This is a genomic window from Waterburya sp., assembly GCF_058530065.1.
Genome location: NZ_JBZNBU010000282.1, coordinates 1 through 23,125 on the forward strand (window position 1 = coordinate 1; position 23,125 = coordinate 23,125).

Annotated in this window: 20 protein-coding genes; 8 read left to right on the forward strand and 12 right to left on the reverse strand. The window is 39.1% G+C overall.

Features of this window, described 5'->3' with window-relative positions; translation table 11 throughout:
* Positions 1-401: 401 nt before the first annotated feature.
* Complete coding sequence (gghA, locus tag AC33VI_RS16875) at positions 402-2,849, reverse strand: glucosylglycerol hydrolase (RefSeq protein WP_491783426.1); 2,448 nt, start codon at positions 2,847-2,849, stop codon at positions 402-404.
* 528 nt (positions 2,850-3,377) lie between these two features.
* Here gghA and ggpS point away from each other — a divergent pair.
* Complete coding sequence (gene ggpS / locus AC33VI_RS16880; RefSeq protein WP_491783427.1) at positions 3,378-4,868, forward strand: glucosylglycerol-phosphate synthase; 1,491 nt, start codon at positions 3,378-3,380, stop codon at positions 4,866-4,868.
* 197 nt (positions 4,869-5,065) lie between these two features.
* On the opposite strand, the gene AC33VI_RS16885 is transcribed toward ggpS, so the two are convergent.
* The gene (locus tag AC33VI_RS16885; RefSeq protein WP_491783428.1) at positions 5,066-6,121 is read right to left on the reverse strand and encodes an RNA ligase family protein; all 1,056 of its coding nucleotides are present in this window, start codon (positions 6,119-6,121) and stop codon (positions 5,066-5,068) included.
* 27 nt (positions 6,122-6,148) lie between these two features.
* Positions 6,149-6,775: a DUF6391 domain-containing protein gene (locus AC33VI_RS16890; protein WP_491783429.1), complete on the reverse strand. Its 627-nt coding sequence runs from the start codon at positions 6,773-6,775 to the stop codon at positions 6,149-6,151.
* A 304-nt stretch (positions 6,776-7,079) separates the two neighbouring features.
* On the opposite strand from AC33VI_RS16890, the gene AC33VI_RS16895 reads away from it, so the two are divergent.
* The gene (locus AC33VI_RS16895; protein ID WP_491783430.1) at positions 7,080-7,433 is read left to right on the forward strand and encodes a phenylpyruvate tautomerase MIF-related protein; all 354 of its coding nucleotides are present in this window, start codon (positions 7,080-7,082) and stop codon (positions 7,431-7,433) included.
* 159 nt (positions 7,434-7,592) lie between these two features.
* On the opposite strand, the gene psaK is transcribed toward AC33VI_RS16895, so the two are convergent.
* Positions 7,593-7,859: a photosystem I reaction center subunit PsaK gene (gene psaK, locus AC33VI_RS16900; RefSeq protein WP_491783431.1), complete on the reverse strand. Its 267-nt coding sequence runs from the start codon at positions 7,857-7,859 to the stop codon at positions 7,593-7,595.
* Between the two features lie 694 nt (positions 7,860-8,553).
* Between psaK and hemJ the strand changes: the two genes are divergently transcribed.
* Positions 8,554-9,147 (forward strand): protoporphyrinogen oxidase HemJ, encoded by a 594-nt coding sequence (gene hemJ, locus AC33VI_RS16905; RefSeq protein ID WP_491783432.1) that lies wholly within the window; start codon positions 8,554-8,556, stop codon positions 9,145-9,147.
* A 99-nt stretch (positions 9,148-9,246) separates the two neighbouring features.
* Here the strand turns inward: hemJ and AC33VI_RS16910 are convergent, their stop codons facing one another.
* Positions 9,247-10,635, reverse strand: a complete 1,389-nt coding sequence (locus AC33VI_RS16910; RefSeq protein ID WP_491783433.1) for an aminopeptidase P family protein — start codon at positions 10,633-10,635, stop codon at positions 9,247-9,249.
* Positions 10,636-10,688: 53 nt separating this feature from the next.
* On the opposite strand from AC33VI_RS16910, the gene AC33VI_RS16915 reads away from it, so the two are divergent.
* On the forward strand, positions 10,689-11,111 hold the full coding sequence (locus tag AC33VI_RS16915; protein WP_491783434.1) for a DUF4332 domain-containing protein: 423 nt from the start codon (positions 10,689-10,691) through the stop codon (positions 11,109-11,111).
* A 29-nt stretch (positions 11,112-11,140) separates the two neighbouring features.
* Here the strand turns inward: AC33VI_RS16915 and rbp are convergent, their stop codons facing one another.
* Positions 11,141-11,443 carry an RNA-binding regulator gene (gene rbp / locus AC33VI_RS16920; protein WP_491783435.1) on the reverse strand — a complete coding sequence of 101 codons (303 nt, stop codon included), beginning with the start codon at positions 11,441-11,443 and terminating at the stop codon, positions 11,141-11,143.
* A 302-nt stretch (positions 11,444-11,745) separates the two neighbouring features.
* Here rbp and mgtE point away from each other — a divergent pair, with 302 nt between their 5' ends.
* Positions 11,746-13,119, forward strand: coding sequence for a magnesium transporter (gene mgtE, locus AC33VI_RS16925; RefSeq protein ID WP_491783436.1), 1,374 nt, complete (start codon positions 11,746-11,748; stop codon positions 13,117-13,119).
* Between the two features lie 189 nt (positions 13,120-13,308).
* Here the strand turns inward: mgtE and AC33VI_RS16930 are convergent, their stop codons facing one another.
* The 3 genes from AC33VI_RS16930 to AC33VI_RS16940 form a co-directional block, all read right to left on the reverse strand.
* Positions 13,309-14,619 (reverse strand): Tic22 family protein, encoded by a 1,311-nt coding sequence (locus tag AC33VI_RS16930; protein ID WP_491783437.1) that lies wholly within the window; start codon positions 14,617-14,619, stop codon positions 13,309-13,311.
* Positions 14,620-14,686: 67 nt separating this feature from the next.
* The gene (locus AC33VI_RS16935) at positions 14,687-15,703 is read right to left on the reverse strand and encodes an HD-GYP domain-containing protein (RefSeq protein WP_491783438.1); all 1,017 of its coding nucleotides are present in this window, start codon (positions 15,701-15,703) and stop codon (positions 14,687-14,689) included.
* 299 nt (positions 15,704-16,002) lie between these two features.
* Positions 16,003-16,878, reverse strand: a complete 876-nt coding sequence (locus tag AC33VI_RS16940) for a tRNA (5-methylaminomethyl-2-thiouridine)(34)-methyltransferase MnmD (protein ID WP_491783439.1) — start codon at positions 16,876-16,878, stop codon at positions 16,003-16,005.
* Between the two features lie 63 nt (positions 16,879-16,941).
* Here AC33VI_RS16940 and lgt point away from each other — a divergent pair, with 63 nt between their 5' ends.
* Together lgt and cobM are read left to right on the forward strand one after the other, a co-directional pair.
* Positions 16,942-17,796, forward strand: coding sequence for a prolipoprotein diacylglyceryl transferase (gene lgt, locus AC33VI_RS16945; RefSeq protein WP_491783440.1), 855 nt, complete (start codon positions 16,942-16,944; stop codon positions 17,794-17,796).
* A gap of 7 nt (positions 17,797-17,803) precedes the next feature.
* On the forward strand, positions 17,804-18,625 hold the full coding sequence (gene cobM / locus AC33VI_RS16950) for a precorrin-4 C(11)-methyltransferase (protein ID WP_491783441.1): 822 nt from the start codon (positions 17,804-17,806) through the stop codon (positions 18,623-18,625).
* Positions 18,626-18,629: 4 nt separating this feature from the next.
* On the opposite strand, the gene AC33VI_RS16955 is transcribed toward cobM, so the two are convergent.
* The gene (locus AC33VI_RS16955; protein ID WP_491783442.1) at positions 18,630-18,971 is read right to left on the reverse strand and encodes a DUF4282 domain-containing protein; all 342 of its coding nucleotides are present in this window, start codon (positions 18,969-18,971) and stop codon (positions 18,630-18,632) included.
* A 240-nt stretch (positions 18,972-19,211) separates the two neighbouring features.
* Here AC33VI_RS16955 and AC33VI_RS16960 point away from each other — a divergent pair, with 240 nt between their 5' ends.
* A complete protein-coding gene (locus tag AC33VI_RS16960; protein ID WP_491783443.1) occupies positions 19,212-20,105 on the forward strand; it encodes a 3'(2'),5'-bisphosphate nucleotidase CysQ family protein in 894 nt (297 codons plus the stop codon).
* Between the two features lie 252 nt (positions 20,106-20,357).
* On the opposite strand, the gene AC33VI_RS16965 is transcribed toward AC33VI_RS16960, so the two are convergent.
* Both AC33VI_RS16965 and AC33VI_RS16970 read right to left on the reverse strand, forming a co-directional pair.
* Complete coding sequence (locus AC33VI_RS16965) at positions 20,358-22,115, reverse strand: mechanosensitive ion channel family protein (protein WP_491783444.1); 1,758 nt, start codon at positions 22,113-22,115, stop codon at positions 20,358-20,360.
* Positions 22,116-22,137: 22 nt separating this feature from the next.
* A complete protein-coding gene (locus AC33VI_RS16970) occupies positions 22,138-23,055 on the reverse strand; it encodes an NAD(+) kinase (RefSeq protein ID WP_491783445.1) in 918 nt (305 codons plus the stop codon).
* Positions 23,056-23,125: the final 70 nt, after the last annotated feature.

Here is a 23,125-nt window from a genome sequence, read left to right on the forward strand (position 1 = left end):
ATCTCAGTAATTTGTTCGGGGGATTAGGGATTAGGGGTTAGGGATTAGGGAGCAATAATTAGTACATATTTTCGTATGGTTCTTATTAGGAATGACTATAGTAAATTTTCCCAGAGAGCTATTCAACTGAAAACGGCTGTAAATAACTTTTGAGGAAATATCTCTTTCAGAATAGTGTTTAACGATTTGAGCAACAAAAGTGCATACCAGATCGCAGTGGTATACACTCCAAAATGTTCTGCTCGCTCTTTGAGTTTGGCATCAGGTTAATCTTTAAGATGCTCTTCTAAAACCTTCCCATTTAGTTTGCGATCGCGGCGTTTGACTTGAGTAGGAGCTAAATTGTCTCACCTCAGTTCGGGATAATAAGACTTATCCATACCCGATTCTTGGGATTAGGTTTAGATTTTGGTCAACAAGATTCCCTGACTGTTACCGAGACTAACTTTGGGAAAGTTTTCTAGATTCAACCCTGGGGTGGCGACTGCCACCTGCCATACTTGAGGATCGATATCCAAGATTTCTGCTGCATCTAATTCGAGCGCATCTCCTTCAAAATTGGCTAAAATAGCCACTGCTGGTTGAAGATCGAGGTCGTGGCGGATACCGTGAATAATTGTTCTATCTGCTTCTGATATCTTGTCGAAACTATCTTGTTCGAGAATATTATTGGTTAGCCAAGAATATTGGTGGCGAAACTCTCTAGTGGCTAGATTAAATTTAGCTCTGGCAGGATCTACCTTATTTTGGTAATTAGTTACATTACATACCTGATAGCAATCTTCCATAAACATCAAAGCAAAGCTCTTCAAACGATCTTCATCTAGCTTTTTCAAAAAGCGCACCATACTTCCCCGCATCAGTTCCACCAAGGGTAACAAGTCTTCAATACAGTGGGTGTCGGGATTGGTACATCTTTGCAACACTTCTACCACTTCTGCCAAGTTATAATCCTGCTGCACCATTGCATGATGCAAAGCTTTGCCAAACTGTTTTACTTGCTTGAGTTGTTTAAAGCCCAAAGACTTTAAGCGAGGGAAACAATGGGGCTGGCGATATAAATCGGAATTAATTTGCCAGTCTAAAAAGCCTACCTCTTCAGAGACTACCTTTACTCCATACTGTTCGTCAGTATTGCGGAAAAAGAGCCAAGGAGCGTGCATGGTGGAATTAATAAAGTCCATTGGTAGCCCAGGACTAAAACAGTTGACCCACAAAGTGACTGCAGGATTGTCGTAGGCATTGTGCAATACTTCGGGGAGGGTTTTGCCTAAATGCCAGTTAATTGCTTCGCTCGAATCAATCTGATTGCCCCTGCGTACCGTATCGTGATTGCCACAACCTGTAATCCAATGGTCGCCGATGGTCATTACTTCCATAACGCGCCACCATTTTTTTTCCCAAAATCCTTTGATACTAGGAGTATTGTGGGCAAAGATTAAAGGTCCCCATTGGTAAGATTCTGGTTTGAGTTCGATTAATTCCCGATAGGTAGATTTTTCTTCCCAACCTTCTTCTGGCCAAGGGCGACCATCTTCAAAGATGGTAAACATCAACCGCTTGTGTCCTTGAATTTCCTGAACGATGTTGCTCATTTCCAAAAGATAAGCGTCATCTTGTTCTACTCTACCCGTCAAGGGATTAAAGAAGCGAAAATCTTGTCCCCCATCAATACGAATGCCATCTGCCCCAGTATCGAGTTTACGCCGCTGCATTTCTAGCAAAATTGCCCGAACCATTGGTAGTTGGTGGTTGAGGTCTTGACCGTACATATTCGGTCCTTTGAGGAATTCTCGGGCGATTAAAAGTTCGCTTTGGTTGTCAGCGTGTCCGTAAACTAGATCGTAAATTAGTTGAATGGGATGAGTGGGGAAATTATGGAGGGTGGCGATTAAATCGACTACTTCATGGGGACGTAGAGTTTCCAAAAGGGCGGGATTAGTAGTACTAGAGCCGAGTATTGGTACGTCATAACCCCAATCTTGGGTGTTGGGTTTGAAAAGTTCTATTTCAACGATGTCACTATCTTCGTCATTGTTGATAAAGGCGAAAAATTCGCTTTCTGGACTATATTCATCGCGATATTCGATTGTTGGTTCGGTGGGTAATAATTCGATCGCATCGTAGCCGATATAGTTTTGTTCGCTAGGAGTTAATTCTTGTCCTTGCTCGATTTTTTGAGCAATATCTTGATAAATGCGAGTCAACCCCGCTACCGTACCTTCACTAGAAGCAGTACCTACATGAATTTGTAAGATGTTGCGCGGATCTTTAACCCTGGGAATTTTAATTTTAGGGTTGTTGGATCTAGCAGTTTGTTCTAAATATGCTAAATCTGCCCGATTTGCCTGAAGGCTATCCATGTCGTAAAGCTCTGCGGGGGCAAAAATCCCGTAGGGTAAAGAATAGGGAACTAGATCGCGAATAGTTCTCAATTGTTCGGCGCGATCGATATAGCGCAACCAGTAAAAAGAACCCGCTCGATCGCGACTACCTGGTTTCATTCCCGCTACTACGCCCCAAATATATTCTCCTTGCTGTTCTAAGTGCAAGCGATCGCGTTTGAATTGGATAGTTTGCTCTTTTTCCTGCCAATCAATGGGGTCGAGGGGCGTAAATACTTCTAAATAGATTTCCCTTTCGTGCAGCACATCCCTAATCAGCCCTGGAACCCAAAAGCCTATTTCCGTCAAGCCATCGGGTCGATAATAAGCTCCCAGTTTGCGAGCTAAAGCTTTAGTTTGCTCTAGGTAGGTATTAGTAGTTCCTTCTAAACTAGATGCCCAAGCTAGTAATTTTCCTGTTGCTTCAGGGACTAATCTAACGGATGTATCTGCTGTTACTTTCACTCAATTATCTCTACTTAGTGGATGGTTGGCATTTTCCCTTGATCTATTCTGATCTATGTCAGAAAACGCTGCAACCCTTTGTTTTAAGTTTTTAAAGTTCTTTTAATTTTACGGAAAAGCTCTCATAATTCTTACCCCGCAAAACAGCAATCTATCTGCAGATATTTTTGTTCGGGCATTAATTAGTGTAGGATTCAAGTAGATCGGGCTTATTTGAGATCTTGCAAAAATAGCTTTTCTCGTTTCTCAATCTTACGATTTTTATCATTCAAGAGTTTAGTTATGGTTGAAGAAAATTAAATAGATAAATTTTGATAAACAATATAAGTTTAATAAAAGATTGAACCAGGTGTTTTGTCCATCCTTAATAGTTCTAGTTTAAATTATCAACCATTTCTGTTGTTAGAATTACTTTAATAGAAATAAACTCCCATAATTATTTTGAATTTAGTAATAAATTCAAGTTTTTTGGAATAATCAAAAAAAGTTTTTCATAGCTTCTACATTACCAAATAGTTACTAAAAATTATGAAATCATCTTTAGTTATCCTCTACCACCGCGAACCCCATGACGAAATAATCAAAGATGGCAAAATTCATTACGTACCGAAAAAAAGCCCCAACGGAATTGTGCCTACCCTAAAAAGTTTTTTTGCTGATGTTAATCAAGGTACTTGGATTGCTTGGAAACAAGTAGACGAATCACAAAGAAAAGACTTTGAAGAACGGGTAAATATTGAAGGGGAAGCTAACTACAACGTCAGACGTATTCCTCTCAATGACGAACAAGTAAAACAGTTTTATCACATTACTTCCAAAGAGGCTTTCTGGCCAATTCTTCATTCTTTTCCCTATCATTTCACTTCTGAAACCGCAGAGTGGGAAAACTTTAAAAATATCAATCGCTTATTTGCCGAAGCTGCTTGCGAAGAAGCCGCTGACGATGCTTTAATTTGGATTCACGATTACAATTTGTGGCTAGCACCGCAATACATTCGCGAACAGAAACCAGATGCTCGGATTGCGTTTTTTCACCATACTCCTTTCCCTTCAGTGGATGTTTTCAATATCTTACCCTGGCGAGATGCGATCGTTGAAAGTTTATTATGCTGCGATATCGTTGGTTTTCACGTACCTCGTTACTCAGAGAACTTCGTTAATGTGGTGCGCAGTCTCAAGCCCGTTGAAGTAACCAAGCAAGAAGCAGTGACAGGACATATGACTCCGACTGGGGTTGCTTTAGCCGAACCCGAAATGACTACCCAGTTGAAATATAAAGGACAACTAGTTAATATAGACGCTTTCCCCGTTGGCACGAATCCTCAATTTATTCAATCGATTTTAGAGAAGACAGAAACTAAAAATAGGCTCTATCAAATTAATGAAGAGTTAGCTGGTAAAAAACTAATCATTGCCGCAGGAAGAGTAGACTATGTTAAAGGTAATGAAGAAAAATTAGCAGCCTATAGCCGTTTGCTAGAGCGTCGCCCCGACTTGCACAAAAAAGTAAGCTTTGTGATGACTTGCGTGCAGCCAGCCCCAGGAATGCGGGTTTATAAAACAGCCCAAAGTACCATCGAGCAGTTGGTAGGTCAAATTAACGGTCGTTTTGGCACTCTAGATTGGATGCCCGTCAGACTATTTACTCAACCCATTCCTTTACCCCACCTAATGGCTTATTACAAAGCTGCAGATATTTGCTGGACTACTCCTCTGAGGGATGGTTTGAACTTGGTAGCCAAAGAATATATTGTGGCTCATGGAGGAGAAGACGGAGTATTAGTCTTGTCGGAATTTGTCGGTGCAGCAGTGGAGTTACCCGAAGCTATTTTAACTAACCCTTATTCTCTAGACGGTATGGATCGAGCTATTGAAAGAGCTTTAATTATGTCTGAGGGCGAACAAAAAGAAAGAATGTCTAAAATGTATGAGACTGTAACTACTTACGACGTTAAGTATTGGGCAGATCGTCTTTTAGGTAAGTTTAAAGAACTAAAACACGAAACTGTTGTCGCGTAGATAAGATTTGTATAAATTAAGAACAGTTGGGCAATTAAGATTGTCTGCTGTTCTTTTTTTTAATTAACCTCAGTACGGGTTAAGCTACTAACTATTAATTTAGTTACTAGTTATTAGTTAAAGCTTCTTTGCATTACAAGCAGCGACTAAAGACTAAATACTGTTCTCTTTGAGTAATTCTTTTTCTCGAACTCAAATTAAATTAGTGATTGCGTAATTAATAGTTTTACCTGTAGTTCTATCTCAGAAATGAGTTTTTCTTGAGTATTATTTTCAAGTTTGGCGAAGATAATATTCAGATTGTTTTCTAAATCTTCAATAATGTCTTTGATATAGAGTTCCATAATATAAGCTTGCTTTTTTTTACTTTTAAAAGCAGATTTACCTAATTTGGATCTCAGATTATTCAATCGATTGATAGTAATTAAGTTTTTTGCTTCTGCTATTAATAATTTATCTGTTATCTCTAGATGTTGCTGCTGTCTATATTGGTGATAATCCCATTTTTGTGCTTGATGGAAGCGTTTGTCTTCGACAAATTGAGGATTCTTAATTTTTAAAACAGGACGTAATTGACCTTTAATGGTTTCTAAAAATAAGTTACTGGCAGGCTTGATAACAATACCTTCAGCAATATTATCTATCTCTAAAGGAGGTAAATCGAATAATGGAGGAATAGTTGAGGTGAATTCGATTTTATAGGCGAGTGTATCTTGATATTTTCCGCGAAATAAAACGGGAATATAGCTTAAATTAGCATTGTGACAAAGATCGATAAAGCTATCTATATCTAGATAATTTCTTTCTTGTCGGCTATTAATATAAGCTACGTCGAAAGCCATAAATTCTAAATTGGGTGAATAATAGACACCTGTTTGAATTGCAGTTACTTGAGGGTTAGCTTTTACTTGTGGATGGGGATATTCTCCACCAAAAAGTTCTCCATAAATAGCAATTTGTCTGGTATCGGGATAAAGCTGTTTAATCCTGCTAAAAATAGCTAAAGCTTTTGGTGCGAGAAATTCTGTTAATAGTTGATAGCCAAAAAAATCATCTTCTGGAAGTAAAATTGCTTTTCTTTTAGCAAAATTAACCATATTACCATCTGAAATAAGACAAAAATTAGCTCCGTGAATTTTCTCTGTAACGATCCAATCAGTTTTTTGAAAAATACGATAATCTGCTTCTGTTAGCTGGTATTTATTAAAATTACTATAAATTTTTTCGTAGCTAACATGATTTAATTGTTTCAAGAGTCAGTGATAAATTATTAGTCGTTATTAAATCCAATCTAATTTGACAAAATAACTAGATTCCCCAGAAGAAGCAATAATCTTAGTGATTTTTTTCAGTTTCAAATTAAACGGAATAGAAGTTGTAACATATTTTTGAACGTAAATACCAAGATCGGGAGCGAGGTAATTAGCGGTTATGCTAGCCAAACCCATCCCCAGCAACTGATGAAACGGATCTTTAGGCAAGCTAAAATGTGCTGCCATAGCCATTCCCGTGGTGAGTAATATGGCTACAGAAGAATTAGTCCCGCAACGAGGGTGTAATGCTAAATTCCATTCTCCTTGTTGCAAGCGGAGTAATGCCGAACTGACTGCTCTTTTTAATCTTAAGGGATCGATATCGCCATAAAGATAAAAGCCATTTTCTGTAGAAAGTCCGCCGATGGTTTCATTGTCTGTAGATAAATAACTAGTAGATAATTTATTGTGGCTGATGTTGGTTGTGTCGCTCAACAACCAGACAGTAGCGTGTTCTAAGGCGTGTATCTGTCTGATAGTTAGAAATTCTTTCAAACCAGGAATAAAACCCAATTGCTCGATTATCTCGGAATCTCGACGAGGGTTATCATAAGAAAAATCAAGCCCAGAATTAGCATAAATAGCATCATTCATAATTCTTAAGAAGCGATCGCTTGTAAACAGTGAGGATAGGTAAGAGCAGAGAGGTCGGTTATAACAATTTAGCGTTTTTATTCTATCGTTTGTTTTGGGCGAAGAAATGGCAAGATAAACAGACAAAACCTTTATCCCATAGATATTAGGAGATTTTGTAGCTTACAACACAAAGTTTATTATTTTTTTGCGATTGGTTATAATATCGACCTCAGTTGTTGCGAGGCTTAACTCTCTTTACATATGCAAAAATTAAAAGCAAGCACTATCTGACCAATTTTTAAGTTAAACAAGTTTTTTAGTTATGCCTTTAATTAAAGTTCAATCTTCTATTTCCACTCCCAATCGCGATCGAGTAGAAACTTTGTTAAGCAGCTTGTCGGCAAAATTAGCAAAACATCTAGGGAAACCAGAATCTTATGTGATGACTGCTTTTGAATCTGATATTCCTATGACCTTCGGGGGTACTTTAGATCCCGTATGTTATGTAGAAATTAAAAATATCGGCACGATGAAACCAGAACAAACCAAAGCCATGAGTTCTGATTTTTGCCAGCAAATAGAATCGGAATTGGGAGTTCCAGCCAATCGCATTTACTTGGAATTTAATGACGCTCAAAGACATCTTTGGGGTTGGAATGGAAGTACTTTTGCCTAAGTAACCTGAGTTCGGGTTAAGCTACTGACCGAGCGTTCGTTCTAGTTATGAGTTATTAGTTTTTAGTTTAGGTCTAAATTTATCAAACAAAAAAGTTGGCACAAACGTGCCAACTTTTCATTATTGCGATCGATCTTATCTTGCTTATTTTTAGTTAACTTAAAGCGCGCCAGCGTTAGCCAAGCCCAAGATTACTCCTGCCCCTAAAAGATGACCCAAGCTAGTAGTACCTAACAAAGCAGGAAGCCCCATACCGCCAAATAATGCGGGAGAAGGCAAAGCAGGACCAGCAGATTGGTTTTTAATGGTAAATTTACCAAAAGCGATCGCCACAATATTGCAAACAATCATCACAATCGCTACTTTAGGATTCCAAGATACAGTGCTGGGAACAGTGGTAGCCGCTAATAAAGTTAAATAAGTCAAAATCAATTTCTCCTGTTTGTAAATGATGATTTATCTTCTTGAAATGATGATAGTTTTATTTCCTTAGATAACAGAACTATGAATCGATGTTGCAATATTTATTAATCTAGTAAAGTTTTATATCCAAAAAAAGCCTTGAATAGTTAAGCTTTTTATCTTAGGCTTATGCTTATATTTAACTAATATTAGTATATTTATAATATACATAGTATGTATGGGGCTGTGGCTCAGTAGGATAGAGCAAGCGCCTCCTGAAATATCGGGCATCATGAAGGAAACTTCATCGATGAATGCGGTCAAATTCAGGAAAGCCTAAAGTTGCCATTAGTAGCCAAGGTAATCGTGAGCCAAGCTCTATTTTTTCTGGTAGAGAAGGTGCAGAGACTAGTTGTAAGTCAAAAAACAGGAAAATAAACTCTTTTTGGGTTCAACGAATAGTTCGATTATACTTGCAACATAAAGGCTGCCACCTAAAGATAAATAACGATTTTATCTAAGGTGAAGAGATAGTCCAGAGAGTAGGGAAACCTACACCAATCTGAAGCGCTAGGTCGCCAGTTCAAATCTGGCCAGTCCCGCTATATTAATTCTTCTTTAAAATTTTATTGCGTACCATTACTTTATGGTGTCAGAAAAATATAGACTCACATAGATAGGAAATAATTTTTTAGAGCGAGATATAGAGATATTTTTTATGGCTTACTATTGGTTTAAAGCATTTCACTTGATTGGGATTGTCGTGTGGTTTGCAGGACTATTTTATTTGGTTAGATTGTTTGTTTATCACGCAGAAGCAGAACAAGAACCAGAACCCGCACGCAGCATCCTGAAAAAACAGTATGAAATTATGGAGAAACGTCTCTACGGAATTATCACAACTCCTGGGATGATTGTGGCGGTAGCCATGGCGATTGGTTTGATTTCTACCGAACCAGAAATTCTTAAATCCACTTGGCTGCATATTAAGTTAACCTTCGTAGTTTTACTGTTTGCTTATCATTATTTCTGTCAAAGAATTATGAAAAAATTAGCTGCTGGGGAATGTCAGTGGACGGGACAACAATTTAGAGCATTAAACGAAGCACCAACTATATTGTTAGTCTTAATTGTTTTGCTAGCAGTATTTAAAAATAATTTGCCTTTAGATCTGACTACTTGGCTGGTGGCAGCTTTAGTAATTACGATGGCAGCTAGCATTCAACTTTATGCTAAAAAGCGTCGTAGAGATAAAGAAAAACTAGCCGAAATAAATCGCGAACCCGAACTTGCTTCTTCGGTGGGAGAGTAGTTGTTAGGTATTGGGCAATGGTGACAAGTTAAGCTTAAAAGCCAGTTGTCAAGAGAAAAAAGGCTAAAAGTCTAGAGGCGGTTTTGCACGTTTGTTTTTCTAATAAATAACTAAATCTTCAATATCTTCGATCTCAGTAGGCAAATCTGCGGTTAAAACTTCCATACCATGACTGGTAACCAAAACATCATCCTCAATTCTGATTCCCTTGACATCAGAAAATTGTGCCAAACGTTCCCAATTAACTACATCTTGGTATCGATCGCGGAAATCGGAGTGATTTAAAATTGCAGGTACTTGATAGAAACCAGGCTCGATCGTGACTAGCATTCCTGTTTGAAGGGGGCGATTTAATCTCAGGTATCCCAAGCCAAAGCGATCGCTCCTAGTTCTTCCTGGGGCATATCCTGCAACATCTCCTAAATCTTCCATGTCATGAACGTCCAAACCTAATAAATGTCCCACACCATGAGGGAAAAATAGAGCGTGAGCGTCCATTGCCACCAAATCTTCAGGTTTACCTATTAAAATGCCTAAATCTACCAAACCTTCAGCGATAATTTTGGCTGCCAAGAGATGAATCGATTCGTATTCTATTCCTGGCTCGATCTCGGCAATACAGCGATCGTGGGCTGCTAGAACTACCTGATAGATATCCCTTTGAGTGCTAGAAAATTTGCCCGATACTGCCCAAGTACGAGTAATATCCGCAGCCCAGCCATTGAGAGTTTCCGCCCCCACATCTGCTAGTAATAAGTCTCCAGATTGTAATGGATTATAATAAGTTTCGTTATGCAAAACTTCTCCATGTACCGTCACTATGCTGTTATAGGCACAACACATATTATTGGCGATTATCGTTGCTTCCATTGCCGAACGTATTTCGGCTTCGCTTTTAGCTTGAAAAGTAGCAGCCATTCCTGCTTTGTGGGCTAGTATCGAAACAGTTGCAGCTTGTCTTAATTCTTGTAATGCCAAATCATCGTGCTGCGAGCGCAATTTTACTATTGCTTGGGCTAACTCTAAGTCTATACCCGTTGCTTCGTGGGAAAGGGATACAGGGCGATCCAGTAATGCAATTTGCTGTTGATAGGTCAGATTATCTTGAACGGCGATCGTCGCAGCATCATGGGTATTGGAAGATAATTCTGTCAGGGGATATACTTGATCCGCACCAATCAACGCGCCTATTTCTTCCCGATTTGGAGTCTCTCCATGCCATAAAGTAGCTGAGGTTGGAGGATTATCTAGATATAATTCTAGTCTTCCCTCTGATAAACGAATAGCTGCATTGGCTAAAGGTATACCTGCAAAATACAAAAAATGACTGCTAGGACGAAAGGGATATTTATTGGCAGAAAAGTTACGCCTTAAAGGACTGCCAGACCACAAGATAACGGGAAAACTAACTAATTCTGCCAGCTTTTCCCTTCTTTTTTTCAGTCCAATAGCAAGTTTGTTATCGTCTTTTACAGGGAGCAAAACCATTCCTTCAAACCAATAAACATAATTATTAATTATTAACTATTAATTTAAAAATTATGCAACCCAAATACTGGTCGATAGATAGCTTACCAGGAATAATGCGATCGCAAGTCGAATTATTAGAACAAAATCAGATAACCGACACCAAACAACTATTGCAACAAACTCGAACTACAGATGAAAAGAGAGCTTTAGCCAGCCGATTGCAGTTGCAGCAAAAATACGTTGATAAATGGACTGCTCTGGCAGATCTCGCCCGCATACCAACTGTAGGGGATAAATACTGCGGACTTTTATTACACGCAGGAATAATATCAGTTGCCCAACTCAGTCTGACTCCTTTTCATTCCTTGCATCGACAAATAGTTCGCTTGCAAGTAGCAACCCTACAGAGAAGAGATCTATCTCCATCCATAGACCAAGTTAAACAGTGGGTAGAATCAGCAAAAATTTTAAGCCAAACTACCCAAAAGTTTTAAACCACAAAAACTATTGCTTGAATATTTTTTTAAAAACTGCGAGAAGAATTTTCAACGCGACGACCACTACCACCGCCACCGCGATTATTTTCGCGAGGTCTAGCTTTATTGACTCTTATCTCTCTTCCCATCCATTCTGCACCATCCAAGCTTTCAATTGCTGCGGATTCTTCCGCTTCACTGCTCATTTCGACAAAACCAAACCCTCTGGGACGACCTGTTTCGCGATCGCTGGGTAGAGAAACTCTAGATACAGTACCGTATTCTTCAAAAACAGTCGTAAGATCTTCTTTAGTAACCTCGTAAGATAAATTACCGACGTAGATTGACATTGTTTGTCTCCTGATTAACAAATATTGTTCTGAGATAAATATTTCGGCAGAAAGCTTGTCAATCTATTGCGTAGCCTACAGGTTAGGACAAATTGAAACAGACAGGTTCGCCGAATTAAAATATCTATTTTTTAGTAGGTTAACACAGCTAGATTGAAAGGATTCATAGAAAGATTAAAAATAATGTTAAAAAATACCAAAATGTATTGAAGTTAATATTTTCTCTGTTTAATAGTTATACTTTTTGTTTTCAGAATAAAGATAAATAAATAATAATAAATTGATATTATTGGACGTGATGTATGATACCAAATGGAGTTAAACATAACGAGTTAAGACAGCTAGTCAGATCGCAACTAGAATTACTTTTAGAAAGTGGCAATTTAGAAGGGGCAAAGTCTTTACTAATTCCCGTACAACCAGTAGATATAGCCGAAGCTATCGAAGGCTTGCCAGAATCAAATCAGTTAATTGCCTTTCGTCTGCTCTCTAAGGGAGAAGCGATTGAAGTTTATGAGTATCTAAATACCGATGTCCAACAATCATTAATTCAAGAATTTAAACGCCAAGAAGTGTTAGACATTGTTGATAAAATGTCTCCTGACGATCGCGCCAAAATGTTTGACGAACTTCCTGCTAAAGTTGTACGTCGTTTACTTTCTCAGTTAAGCCCAAAAGAACGTCAAGCTACAGCTATTTTATTGGGTTATAAAGAATCGACTGCGGGGCGAATTATGACCCCCGAATATATTTCTTTAAAAGAGAATTTAACCGTCAGTCAAACTTTAGAAAGAATTAGGAGTTTATCTAATGCTTCAGAGGTAGTTTACTATCTTTATGTTACCGATTCATCTCGTCAATTAACGGGAATTGTTTCCTTAAGAGATTTAGTAATTGCTGCCCCCGATACTACTTTGGCAGAAATCATGACGCGGGATGTGGTATTTGTTCACACCGATACAGATCGCGAAGAAGTGGCTCGTACGATTCAACGCTACGATATTGTTGCCATTCCCGTAGTAGATAGCGAAGAGAGATTGGTAGGAGTAGTAACGGTAGATGACGTGATCGATATTATCGAACAAGAAGCCACAGAAGATATTTATGCTTTGGGTGGAGTGCAAGCTGATGGGGATAGTTATTTTCAAACCAATTTATTAACCGTCGCTCGTCGTCGGGTAGTTTGGTTATTTGTCTTGTTGTTAACTAACACGGTGACTGGGGCAATTATTCGTTCTCAAGAATCATTGTTACAAGAAGTAGTAATTTTAGCGGCATTTATTCCTCTGCTCACTGGTACGGGAGGTAATGTAGGAGCGCAATCTTCTACAGTAGTAATTCGGGGTTTAAATACCGAAGAGATTCAAAATATGGGAGCGGGGAAGGTAGTTTTTCGTGAAGCTGCTGCGGGCATCTTACTCGGATTAATTCTTGGCATTATGGCAACAGTTTGGGCTTATTTTCTTCAAGGCAGCATTAGAGTAGCTATTTCCGTAGGAATAAGTTTAGTGGCGATCGCACTACTAGCTTCTGTGGCTGGTTCGGCTTTACCCTTTTTATTCCGCTCTTTAAGCCTCGATCCCGCCCTAATGTCTGCCCCATTTATTACCACGGCGGTAGATGTTTTAGGCGTTTTAATCTATTTCAACATTGCCCGCTCTATCTTAGGTTTATAGTCATTTCAGTTAAGTTTGAGACAAGACATTCTTTCTCTGACAAGTCTTTAAAAAATAAAGTGTTTCATTTTTATCTGAAATGACTATATAAATTAGAACCTCCTGGATTAAATTCTTTGGCTACTTTTCTTACAAACAGTGATTAAAGACTAAAGACTATTCCCTTGGAGCAATTCTATGTAGATCGAGTTAAACTTCTACGGGATAGGCATAGTAAGCAATACCTTCATAGTTATAGTTAGGCAGATCGTTTTCTACTATTTCTCTTTCCGCTTCTGAAGGAGTATAAAAGTGAGCGTCTAACTGAGAATTATAAAAACGGTGTACGGGAATTGTTCCTTCTATCTGAGAAGTATAGGCAGCAAAAACTTCTCCTTCATACTCATAGTTGGTTAGGTTTTCAGCAATAAAATTACGTTCGACTTCATTAATTGTGTAAATATGTATTCCCGTGTCTTGATTGCGAAAACGATGAACTACATTCGCACCATTCATTCCCGTTAGAGGGTCTTCTACTTGGTAAGCAACTCCTTCTAGGTTGTAGTTAGGAAGATTTTCAACAATATTATCTTTTTCAACTTCCGAGGAGGTATAAAAATGAATTCCCGTTTCTTCGTCGAAAAAGCGATAAACATCTTGTCTGCCATCGTCAAGATCGCCAGTATTTCCAGTAGAGTCACCACCGCCATCTACGGATTGTAAAAATTGAATAGATTCTTCTGTGGGAACTAAAACAAGTCTTTCCAACAACTCATCATCGCTAGTTGCCAGGGTTTCGATTACCCCTTCTAAAGGAACTACTTCAATAGTTGTATTAGCAGCCAAGTCTGGACGTTCTTCTTCAAATCGAGCTACTAATTCTTCTAATTGCTCTAGATCGAAGAAAAAAGGAATAACTTGTTCGCCGTCTCTTTCAATTGTCAGAAAGCCATCGTCTTCACCACCTTTGGCTGCAAATAAAGGAACTCCTCCTTCATAGGGTTCTTGGTTGGCATCGCCAATAACTGTGGCGGAATCTACAGCTTCCTCTTCAGGAACATAAGCAAAATTTAAAGAATTTTCTTCATTTAACTGATAGATTTCCGCTAAAGAAACAGGAATTACATTAACTTGGCTGGCTAGTTCGGGATTTTCAGTTTCTAGTCGAGTAATAAATTGATTGGCATCTTCTTGACTAATAAAAACCCCCGCCACCCTATTTCCATCATCCCCCGTAGCCACTAAAGGCGCGCCTTCAGCATCGGCAATTGTAAACACAGGGATAGGGTTAAGTTTGGATACTACTAATTCTGTATTGATTTCGGGAGAGTCTTCTGGTGGAGGAGTCTCTGGAGGAGTATCTTCTGGATCGAAAACTGGTACGGAATCTGGTTCGTTAACGGGAGGATTTTCTAGTTCGGGATTAAAAGAGTCGGGGTCGAAATCATTGATAACTTCTTGGTTATTAACGACATCTCTAAACCGATCTCTAAAATCGCTGAATACATCTGTAAAATCCATGAAAGTAATATTTATTCGGCATAATACAACTCAGTTCATTCTAAGCTATTTATACTATGCCGTACTACTAAATTTGAGAGCGAATAAATGCCGTAAAAGCCTCGATTAACTTGGGATTGCGCCATCCTCTATTAGTTTCTTCCATAATAATTTTTAATGCTTCGGAAGGACTATAAGCTTTTTTATGGGGACGATCGCTTGTCAAAGCATCATAAATATCGATAATTTGAAATATTTGAGCTAAATAAGGAATTTTATCACCAGATAAACCATCGGGATATCCCGTACCGTCCCAGCGTTCGTGATGGTTGCGAATAATTGGTAATACTCCACCGCGATTGCGTAGGGGTTGACAAATTTCTTCCCCAATCAGTACGTGCTGTCTGATTAGATCTTTTTCTTCGGGAGTCAATTCTCCTTCCTTGAGCATTACTGCATCGGGAATTGCGATCGTACCAATGTCGTGAAGATGGGCAGCAAAAGTCAAATCGTCCGTTTCTTGGGGAGTCAAATTGAGATATCGAGCGAAGGACTTAACTAAGGAGGCTACGCGAAGATTGCCACCATTTTTGACCGAACGACTATCTACTGCTTTGGCGATATTAAATAATAGTTGTTCGGCTCGATCGAAACCATCATTCATCCGCCTGCGATCGAGGAGAGATTTAACTCTAGTAGATAATTCTATACGATTTAGAGGTTTGACTAAAATATCGTCTCCTCCAGATTCCATGACTTTGAGACGATATTCTCGATTATCTGTCAAGGTCGTCAAGACAATAGGAATATTAGAAGTACGGTAATCTTGTTTTAGTTGACGACATAATATAAAACTATCTATATCGCGCACCATCGCATCAAGAATAATCAAATCTGGCTGTTGCTCGATGATGCGATCAAATATTGCCGAGCGATTTTCTACTTCTAATACTTCGTAACCATCTAGTGACAAAAGATCCACTGCGGTCATCCGACTTAAAGGGTTATCGTCAACGATCGAAATTTTAGCGGTTGTAAGACTGGAATTGTTGTCCATTCTAAAACTCCCGATAGTCGCTAAAGGATACTCGTCAACTTCTTTCATTATTTTTGTTTGCGATTGAAGATTTTTAATAAAATAGCCGAAAAGCTATCATATCTAATTTTTGGATTTTCAACTAACTTTGAAGATCCTCACAAGATATATTAGCTGTCGATCCCAGCCTAGCTCGGATTATTAATTGGAATGGCAAATTGATATAAATTTTTTAAATTGCCACAGATAATATTATGAATGTTAATTTTTTCTTTGAGATCGGGCATAATACGGAGTTTGGGAGTTAATTTTACCGCTTACATCGGGTTGGGAAACTTCACCTAAATAAATATACGGCAATAGGGGGGCTAAATATTTGACCCCAACCAACGTTTGCGCCACTGAGATGTAGATTCCCAATGACTTTTTTGTTGTTCTTGCTGTCGTAGGCGAACTATTTCTGCTGCCGAGGAGGATAAATGGCGATCGCGATAGGGGATTGCTGCCTTGGTCTTTAGATGTTCTAACTCCTTTTGGGGGAGGCTTGGTAAACTTTTATACTCGAAACCAGCCAAAGTACCAGGAGACTTGCGACCGACTCCCGTAATAGAACTAATTTTTAAGTTGGCGGATAGTAAAGCACTACGCACTGCAGCCGAACAGGAATAAGTTGCTAATTTTCCTTTTGACTTCAGACAGTTTGCTACTAGCGCAATAAATTCGATTGTCCACAGTTGGGGACATTTAGGGGGTGAAAAAGGGTCGAGAAAAATGGCATCGGCTTGCCAATTCCTTTTTACTACCGATTGAATTGTCTGTCTGGCATCACCTAATAATAATTCTGCTTGTAAAAATTCTGTGCGAACTAAAGATTTTTTACTTAATTGGGCTAACCAGTAAGGTACGGGTGGTTTCCAGCAATCCAAAAGATTTTGAGCGATCGCGCTTCGGGGAACATCCGCCGTAATTTCTAAAGCAATTAATTCCACTTGGCATTGAGGATTGACCGACCAGATAGCATCCAAGGCTGCGGCACTGTTATAGCCCAAGCCATAACACACGTCTAGCAAATGAATTTTAGATTTTTCTGCTGCTAGCTGTTTAATTTGACAAGGTTCAATATATCTAACTTCTGCTTCTTGTTTTGCTCCAAAAGACGAATGAAAAGCTTCTTGAAACTCCTCAGAATAAAAAGTGTAAGAACCATCTCCTGTTTCTTGGCGGGTAAATTGACTATTCTTCATCCTTTTTGAAAAGTAGTGTCTTTTAAAGCAATAATTAACCATTAACTATTAACTATTAACAGTATGGTCTTTCTCGCTCAACTTCAATCTCCTGGTCCAATAATCTTTCAAATTGGTTCTTTTGCCTTGCGTTGGTATGGCTTGCTCATTGCTTCGGCGGTTTTAATCGGTTTAACTCTCTCCCAGTATTTAGCCCAGCGTCGTGGTGTCAACCCAGATTTATTAGGCGATTTGGCGATTTGGCTGGTGTTATTTGCCATTCCTAGTGCCAGAATTTATTATGTGTTGTTTGAGTGGCAGGAATATTCCCAGCGTCCAGAAGATATTATCGCCATCTGGAAAGGAGGTATTGCCATTCACGGGGCAATTATAGGGGGGACTTTAGGCACGATTATTTTTGCTCGTCTCAAGGGCGTTTCTGTTTGGCAGTTGCTAGATCTGGTCGCACCTTCGGTAATTTTAGGTCAAGCGATCGGTAGATGGGGTAATTTCTTTAATTCCGAAGCTTTTGGTAGACCGACGGATTTACCCTGGAAACTTTATATCGCTCCCGCTTATCGTCCCCTTGAGTTTTTAAATGATGAATATTTTCATCCTACTTTTCTCTACGAATCTCTCTGGAATTTAGGTATATTTATTATCTTGCTTTCGCTCTTTTTCTGGGGTCTGAAAAAACGTAATTCTCTTAAGGTGGGAACATTGCCTGGAATATATCTCATTGGCTACAGTTTGGGTCGAGTTTGGATCGAAGGCTTGCGTACTGACAGCTTGATGTTAGGACCGCTGCGTGTCGCTCAAGTAATTAGCTTAAGTGCGATCGCTCTAGGTGCATTAATCTTAGGCTGGCTGTATGTGGTCAAACGTCCCTTACCCGATGTTGTCCCCCCCCAACAACAATCGAAAATTAATAGTAAATAATAAAATCATGACTAGCTCTTTTTCTCTTCAACCTGCGGTTTATATTATTGGTGCTGGACCAGGAGATCCCGAACTATTAACTCTCAAAGCTTATAAAGTTATTACTCAAGCAGATGTCATTCTTTATGCCAATTCTCTCGTACCCACGCAAATCTTACAAGACGTGCGAGAAGATGCTGAATTAGTGCCGACGGGAAATAAAACCCTCGAAGATATTATCCCCTTAGCCATCGCTAGAGTCAGGGAAGGTAAATCTGTAGTGCGCCTTCATTCGGGAGATCTGACTCTGTACAGTGCGATTGGGGAACAAATACAAGCTTTTAAAGATGCTGATGTTCCTTTTGAACTGATTCCTGGAATAAGTGCTTTTCAAGCTGCTGCTGCCAAAATCAACACGGAATTAACTATCCCCGAATTAGTCCAGACAATTATTCTAACCAGAGTTAGCGGCGAGGCTTCTGCTGTCCCCGATGCCGAAGAATTATCATCTCTCGCTGCCCACAAAGCTAGTTTATGCTTGTATTTAGCTGCTCGTCACAGTTCAAAGGCTCAAAATAAACTTTTACAACATTACGCCCCAGATACCCCCGTAGCAGTCTGCTATCGTGTCGGTTGGCAAGACGAACGGATTTGGATCGTACCTTTAATCGAGATGGCAGCAGTAACTAAAGCCAACAACCTCATTCGCACGACTTTATATTTAATTAGTCCCGCACTACAATCGGCTGTAACCACGCGCTCGCGACTGTATCATCCCGAACATTCTCATCTATTTAGACCTAAATCTCAAACCGCAATTGGAACTGTTAGAAATAAGTCATCAAAATAAAATATCATCCGCCATTTTCATTATTTTCATTTCTAATTTGGCGGACGTATTCTCTAATCTCAGTGGTGTTTTTTGCCGTTACAATTCCCGCAGTTAAAGCTTCTAAACCCACGCGAATAAATAGTAAATAAACCGTGGCGGCAAGGGGTGTAATTATTACGGTAAATAAACCAGAGACAAAGTTTTCTTGAAACATCACAGTCAATCCAGCTATCATCCCTACCATTAATGCTAAAAGTACTCCTAGTATGGATAAACCATAAATTAAACCAACTATACGTGGTGTAATAAAATTAGAAAAAGAAAAATCAAATAGGGAAGCTAAAAAACCTTTATTAGTAGTCATAGTCTGAATTTATACCTATAAACCATAAAAATATGATTGTCGTTTATTAGGTTATACCTCAGAAAACTAAAGATAGTATCTTCTAAAAAGTAAAAATTAATTGACACTATCCTAATTATTGAAGAAAGTGTAAGAAACATTTCTATCTCGATACAATGCGATCGAGCGACAATTGCCAACGACAAAGAGTATTGTCCGTCACTAGCTTAGGATATAGTTGTTGGGTAGTATTGTGAAGAAATGACAAAATATTGGGAGATAGCTTTGGATAACAATCAAGCTCAAAAAATAGCAGATGCCCTAAAAGTAGCTCGTTCTGTAGCCTGGGGTGCTGCGGATATTCTTAGCTCTTTTTATCATCAAGACACTTCAGATTTAGATATAAAAGATAAAAAAGATGGCCCTGTTACCGAAGCGGATATGGCAGCCAATCACTATATTTTGGATCGCTTGCGTGGAGAATTGGGTACGGAAGAGTTTGGTTATTTATCTGAAGAAACTTTTGACGTTAAAAAAGCCGAGCCAGTAGACCACGACTGGGTTTGGATTATCGATCCTCTAGATGGAACTAGAGATTTTATTGATAAAACTGGAGAATATGGGATGCACATTGCCTTGGCTTATCAAGGTCGTCCTGTAATTGGCATTGTGGCTATTCCTGAAGCCCAAAAAGTCTATTTTGCTTCCAAAGATAATGGTACTTTTGTAGAAACTAAAGACGGTACGGTAACTCCAATAAAAGTTAGCGATCGCAACAAGATTGAAGACCTTTATTTAATTGTCAGTCGCTCTCACCGCGACGATCGTTTTCAAAAGTTAATCGATACTATGCCTTTTGCTGGTAAAAAATATATGGGTGGCGTTGGAGGTAAGATTTCTACTCTCCTCGAACAAGAATCTGATGTTTATATTTCTCTTTCGGGCAAATCTGCTGCTAAAGATTGGGACTTTGCTGCACCCGAATTGATTTTAACGGAAGCAGGGGGGAAGTTTACTTATGTCAACGGCGATCCTGTCTACTACAACCAAGGAGATGTCAAACGTTGGGGTTGTATTGTGGCGACTAACGGTCATTGTCACGAAGATATCTGTAGCAAAGCAGCAGCTACCATCGAAGCGATCGATAATGCTTAAGTAGTTATTTTTTTACTTTAATTTCAAAACACCATCAGTCGAGTCTTGCGATCGCAAGACTCGGCTTTTTTCTTGATGAGAAACGAGATACTTCGAGGGACTAATACCATTTCTCTTTAATGGGACTACAGATAACTTTAGGGCTGGGGGACTGGGAGACAAGGAGACAAGGGGACTGGGAGACAAGGAGACAAGGGGACTGGGAGAAATAAGCTATCTATTTGTAGCGATAATTTGGAGAATTGGTATAAATTAGTTTTTTCTCGTTCCCTGTCCCTGGGATTTATTGCCAGAATTATTAGTATATTGTTGAGAAACTAGGGCTTTAAGTAAATATAATAAATGTCCTTCTAGCTGTTGTGATAAGCGAATGGGCAAACCATCGGGGGCAATGTTGATATCTCTTTGAGGGAAGGGAATATCTATTTGTTGTTCGCGGAAAATCTCTTCAATACGAAAACAAAGATCGCTTTTTAAGGGTGCTTGGCGACTGGGATCGGATGTCCAAACTAACAATTCAAAATTAAGAGAACTATCGCCAAATTCAGTAAAGAATACTTGGGGAGGAGGATTGCGTAACACTTCTATGTGTTCTTCAGCAGCTTGGATCAGTGCTGATTTTACTCTAGCTACATCAGAACCATAAGCAACACCAATGGGAACGTGCAGCCGAGAAACACTACGACCATGATTCCAGTTAATTACTTCTTCACTGAGTAACCGAGAATTAGGTACGATGATCGAGATGCGATCGAGAGTTTTCAAGACAATACTGCGAGTGCGTACTTCTTCGACGACTCCCAAATGACTGCCTATTTGAATAAAATCTCCTACTTGAACCGTACGCTCGAAGAGCAATACGATACCACTGGCAAAATTTCGCGCAATATCTTGCAAACCAAAACCAATCCCAACCCCCAAAGCACTACCAATTAAGGCGATCGAACTGAGATTTAAGCCATAAGCTTGAAGCACAATTATTGTAGTCAGAGCAATTAAGCCATATTTGGTAACTGTAGAGATAATTTCTTGCGAACCTCTAGTCATTCTGGTGGCTTGTAAAATTCTCGTCCGTAGGAGGTTGGCAATATAATTGCTACCAATAATCGAACCAATCAGCAAACCAACAAAAACTAATAATTCGATAATCGAAAAATCATCCCCGCCAAATTTTAAAACGGACTTATTGAAGGTAAGTAATATTGCGCTATAGAGTACGTACAACCATTGCCTAGTCCAAGGAAATAGGCGCAGGATAATGAAAATTGTGGCGATCCAAAGGGCAAATTGAGCAAAGCCTAATTTTAGACGAAAAAGAGTAGTTAAATTAGAAGGCTGAGAGCTAGTATTACTAGGCAAACCAGGAATAACTCTTTGAATTGCTCGTCTGAAAGGATAGGTTTGAAGTTGCTCTAATAGTCTCGTTCCAAAAATGGCTAATACTATTAAGCCCGCTGTAATCAGTCCTTGACGTTGAAGATATGCCGAACTTCTTTCTCTTTTGCCTCTAACAATCGCTTGCTCTATTTCTTGTTGAAAATCAACCGCCGTTTCCCGATTAGATTTTTTACCAACAGTATCTTCTTTAGTAACAGTAAATAGATAGCGTCGATCTTCTGTTTCGATAGACTCGGATAATTCTCCCAAATCTTCGCGACGAGGTTTAGTGTATTCTGTATATAATACAGGGAGGCGTTCTTTTTCTCGGATAGTCACCTGAGAATAATTGCTACTGTTAATCGCGTTCAACAATTCTTCACGAATTAATTCGGCTCTTTCTCCTGCTGTATTGCCACCGACTTTGCCTACAGAAAATAGATCGTAGCCATCAATAACTACAGGAGCTTTGGGGATGTTGGGGTCTGTATAAATATTTAACTCTTCAAACTTAACGTCATAAGTAAAAGGATTAAAATCTGATTGCGTCCACCCAGGATTAGTGTTGACAATTAAAATTGTGACGGCAGTAATTATTGTTAGTGCTAATCGAGCCAGTTTTTTCCACCACATTGATAAAAATATAATTAATCTGCTAACTTTTGTCTTTGTCTTCATAATGTACTCTAGTCCCAGCCCACTGTAGCTTTTCTCTCAAGGTTTCGTAGAAAGAATAACTTTTACGTAAAATGATAAAGTGTGCTTGGCAATTTGCCATTTTGATCGATACAGTTTGACCAGGCCAAATAGTTGTTCCTAACGCTCCATCCGTCCAGAGTTTGGTGTTTACTTCATAATCGCGCAAGGGACGGACTCTGACAACGCTACCAGGAGGCAAAACTAAAGGACGACCAGAGAGACTTAGAGGGCAGATTGGCGTAACTGCGATCGCCCACATTCCAGGATGTAAAATAGGCCCATTAGCCGAAACAGTATAACCTGTAGAACCTGTAGGAGTAGAAACAATCAAACCATCTCCACTATATTGATCGATTATTTGTCCGTCTGCTTCTAACTCTAAAATAGAAGTAGGCATTCTATCTATACTGGCAGGTTTGATGCACATCTCGTTCAGACAATAATAATTATCTCCTACGGGTTTTAATTTTCCTGCTTCATCTTCGTAGAGTTGAGCTTGTAGCATCATGCGCTTTTGGACTGCATAGCGATCGCTACTCAAACGCTCCCAAATTGCTGGAGTATTCTTGAATAATTCAAAAGGTTCGGTCAAAAAACCCAAATGTCCCCCAACATTTACTGCCAAGATGGGTATTCCCTGAGGAGCTAAATTTCTCGATGCAGCTAAAATTGTGCCATCTCCTCCTAGAATTACGGCTAAGTCTATTTTGGTAGAGGAAGCGAGAAAAACGGGGTAGGGATTATCCTTTATGCCACTAGGTCCCATTAAAACATGACAGTTAATCCCTTCCAATTCTTGGGCGCATTTTTCAGCCCATTGTTTGCTAGTGTTATCTCCTGCTTTGTAGGCAATAATTGCGCGTTTTAATTCCACTATGTTTTTTAAAATACATAATATATGATTCTTTTTTATGCTACAAAAACATTGCAGTATCTTCTGTTAA

Coding starts and splice junctions, on each gene's coding strand:
- ggpS (WP_491783427.1), top strand. CDS start 3,378: ATGAAATCATCTTTAGTTATCCTCTACCACCGCGAACCCCATGACGAA.
- AC33VI_RS16890 (WP_491783429.1), bottom strand. CDS start 6,775: ATGAATGATGCTATTTATGCTAATTCTGGGCTTGATTTTTCTTATGAT.
- AC33VI_RS16895 (WP_491783430.1), top strand. CDS start 7,080: ATGCCTTTAATTAAAGTTCAATCTTCTATTTCCACTCCCAATCGCGAT.
- hemJ (WP_491783432.1), top strand. CDS start 8,554: ATGGCTTACTATTGGTTTAAAGCATTTCACTTGATTGGGATTGTCGTG.
- AC33VI_RS16910 (WP_491783433.1), bottom strand. CDS start 10,635: ATGGTTTTGCTCCCTGTAAAAGACGATAACAAACTTGCTATTGGACTG.
- AC33VI_RS16915 (WP_491783434.1), top strand. CDS start 10,689: ATGCAACCCAAATACTGGTCGATAGATAGCTTACCAGGAATAATGCGA.
- rbp (WP_491783435.1), bottom strand. CDS start 11,443: ATGTCAATCTACGTCGGTAATTTATCTTACGAGGTTACTAAAGAAGAT.
- mgtE (WP_491783436.1), top strand. CDS start 11,746: ATGATACCAAATGGAGTTAAACATAACGAGTTAAGACAGCTAGTCAGA.
- AC33VI_RS16930 (WP_491783437.1), bottom strand. CDS start 14,619: ATGGATTTTACAGATGTATTCAGCGATTTTAGAGATCGGTTTAGAGAT.
- AC33VI_RS16935 (WP_491783438.1), bottom strand. CDS start 15,703: ATGAAAGAAGTTGACGAGTATCCTTTAGCGACTATCGGGAGTTTTAGA.
- AC33VI_RS16940 (WP_491783439.1), bottom strand. CDS start 16,878: ATGAAGAATAGTCAATTTACCCGCCAAGAAACAGGAGATGGTTCTTAC.
- lgt (WP_491783440.1), top strand. CDS start 16,942: ATGGTCTTTCTCGCTCAACTTCAATCTCCTGGTCCAATAATCTTTCAA.
- cobM (WP_491783441.1), top strand. CDS start 17,804: ATGACTAGCTCTTTTTCTCTTCAACCTGCGGTTTATATTATTGGTGCT.
- AC33VI_RS16955 (WP_491783442.1), bottom strand. CDS start 18,971: ATGACTACTAATAAAGGTTTTTTAGCTTCCCTATTTGATTTTTCTTTT.
- AC33VI_RS16960 (WP_491783443.1), top strand. CDS start 19,212: ATGACAAAATATTGGGAGATAGCTTTGGATAACAATCAAGCTCAAAAA.
- AC33VI_RS16965 (WP_491783444.1), bottom strand. CDS start 22,115: ATGTGGTGGAAAAAACTGGCTCGATTAGCACTAACAATAATTACTGCC.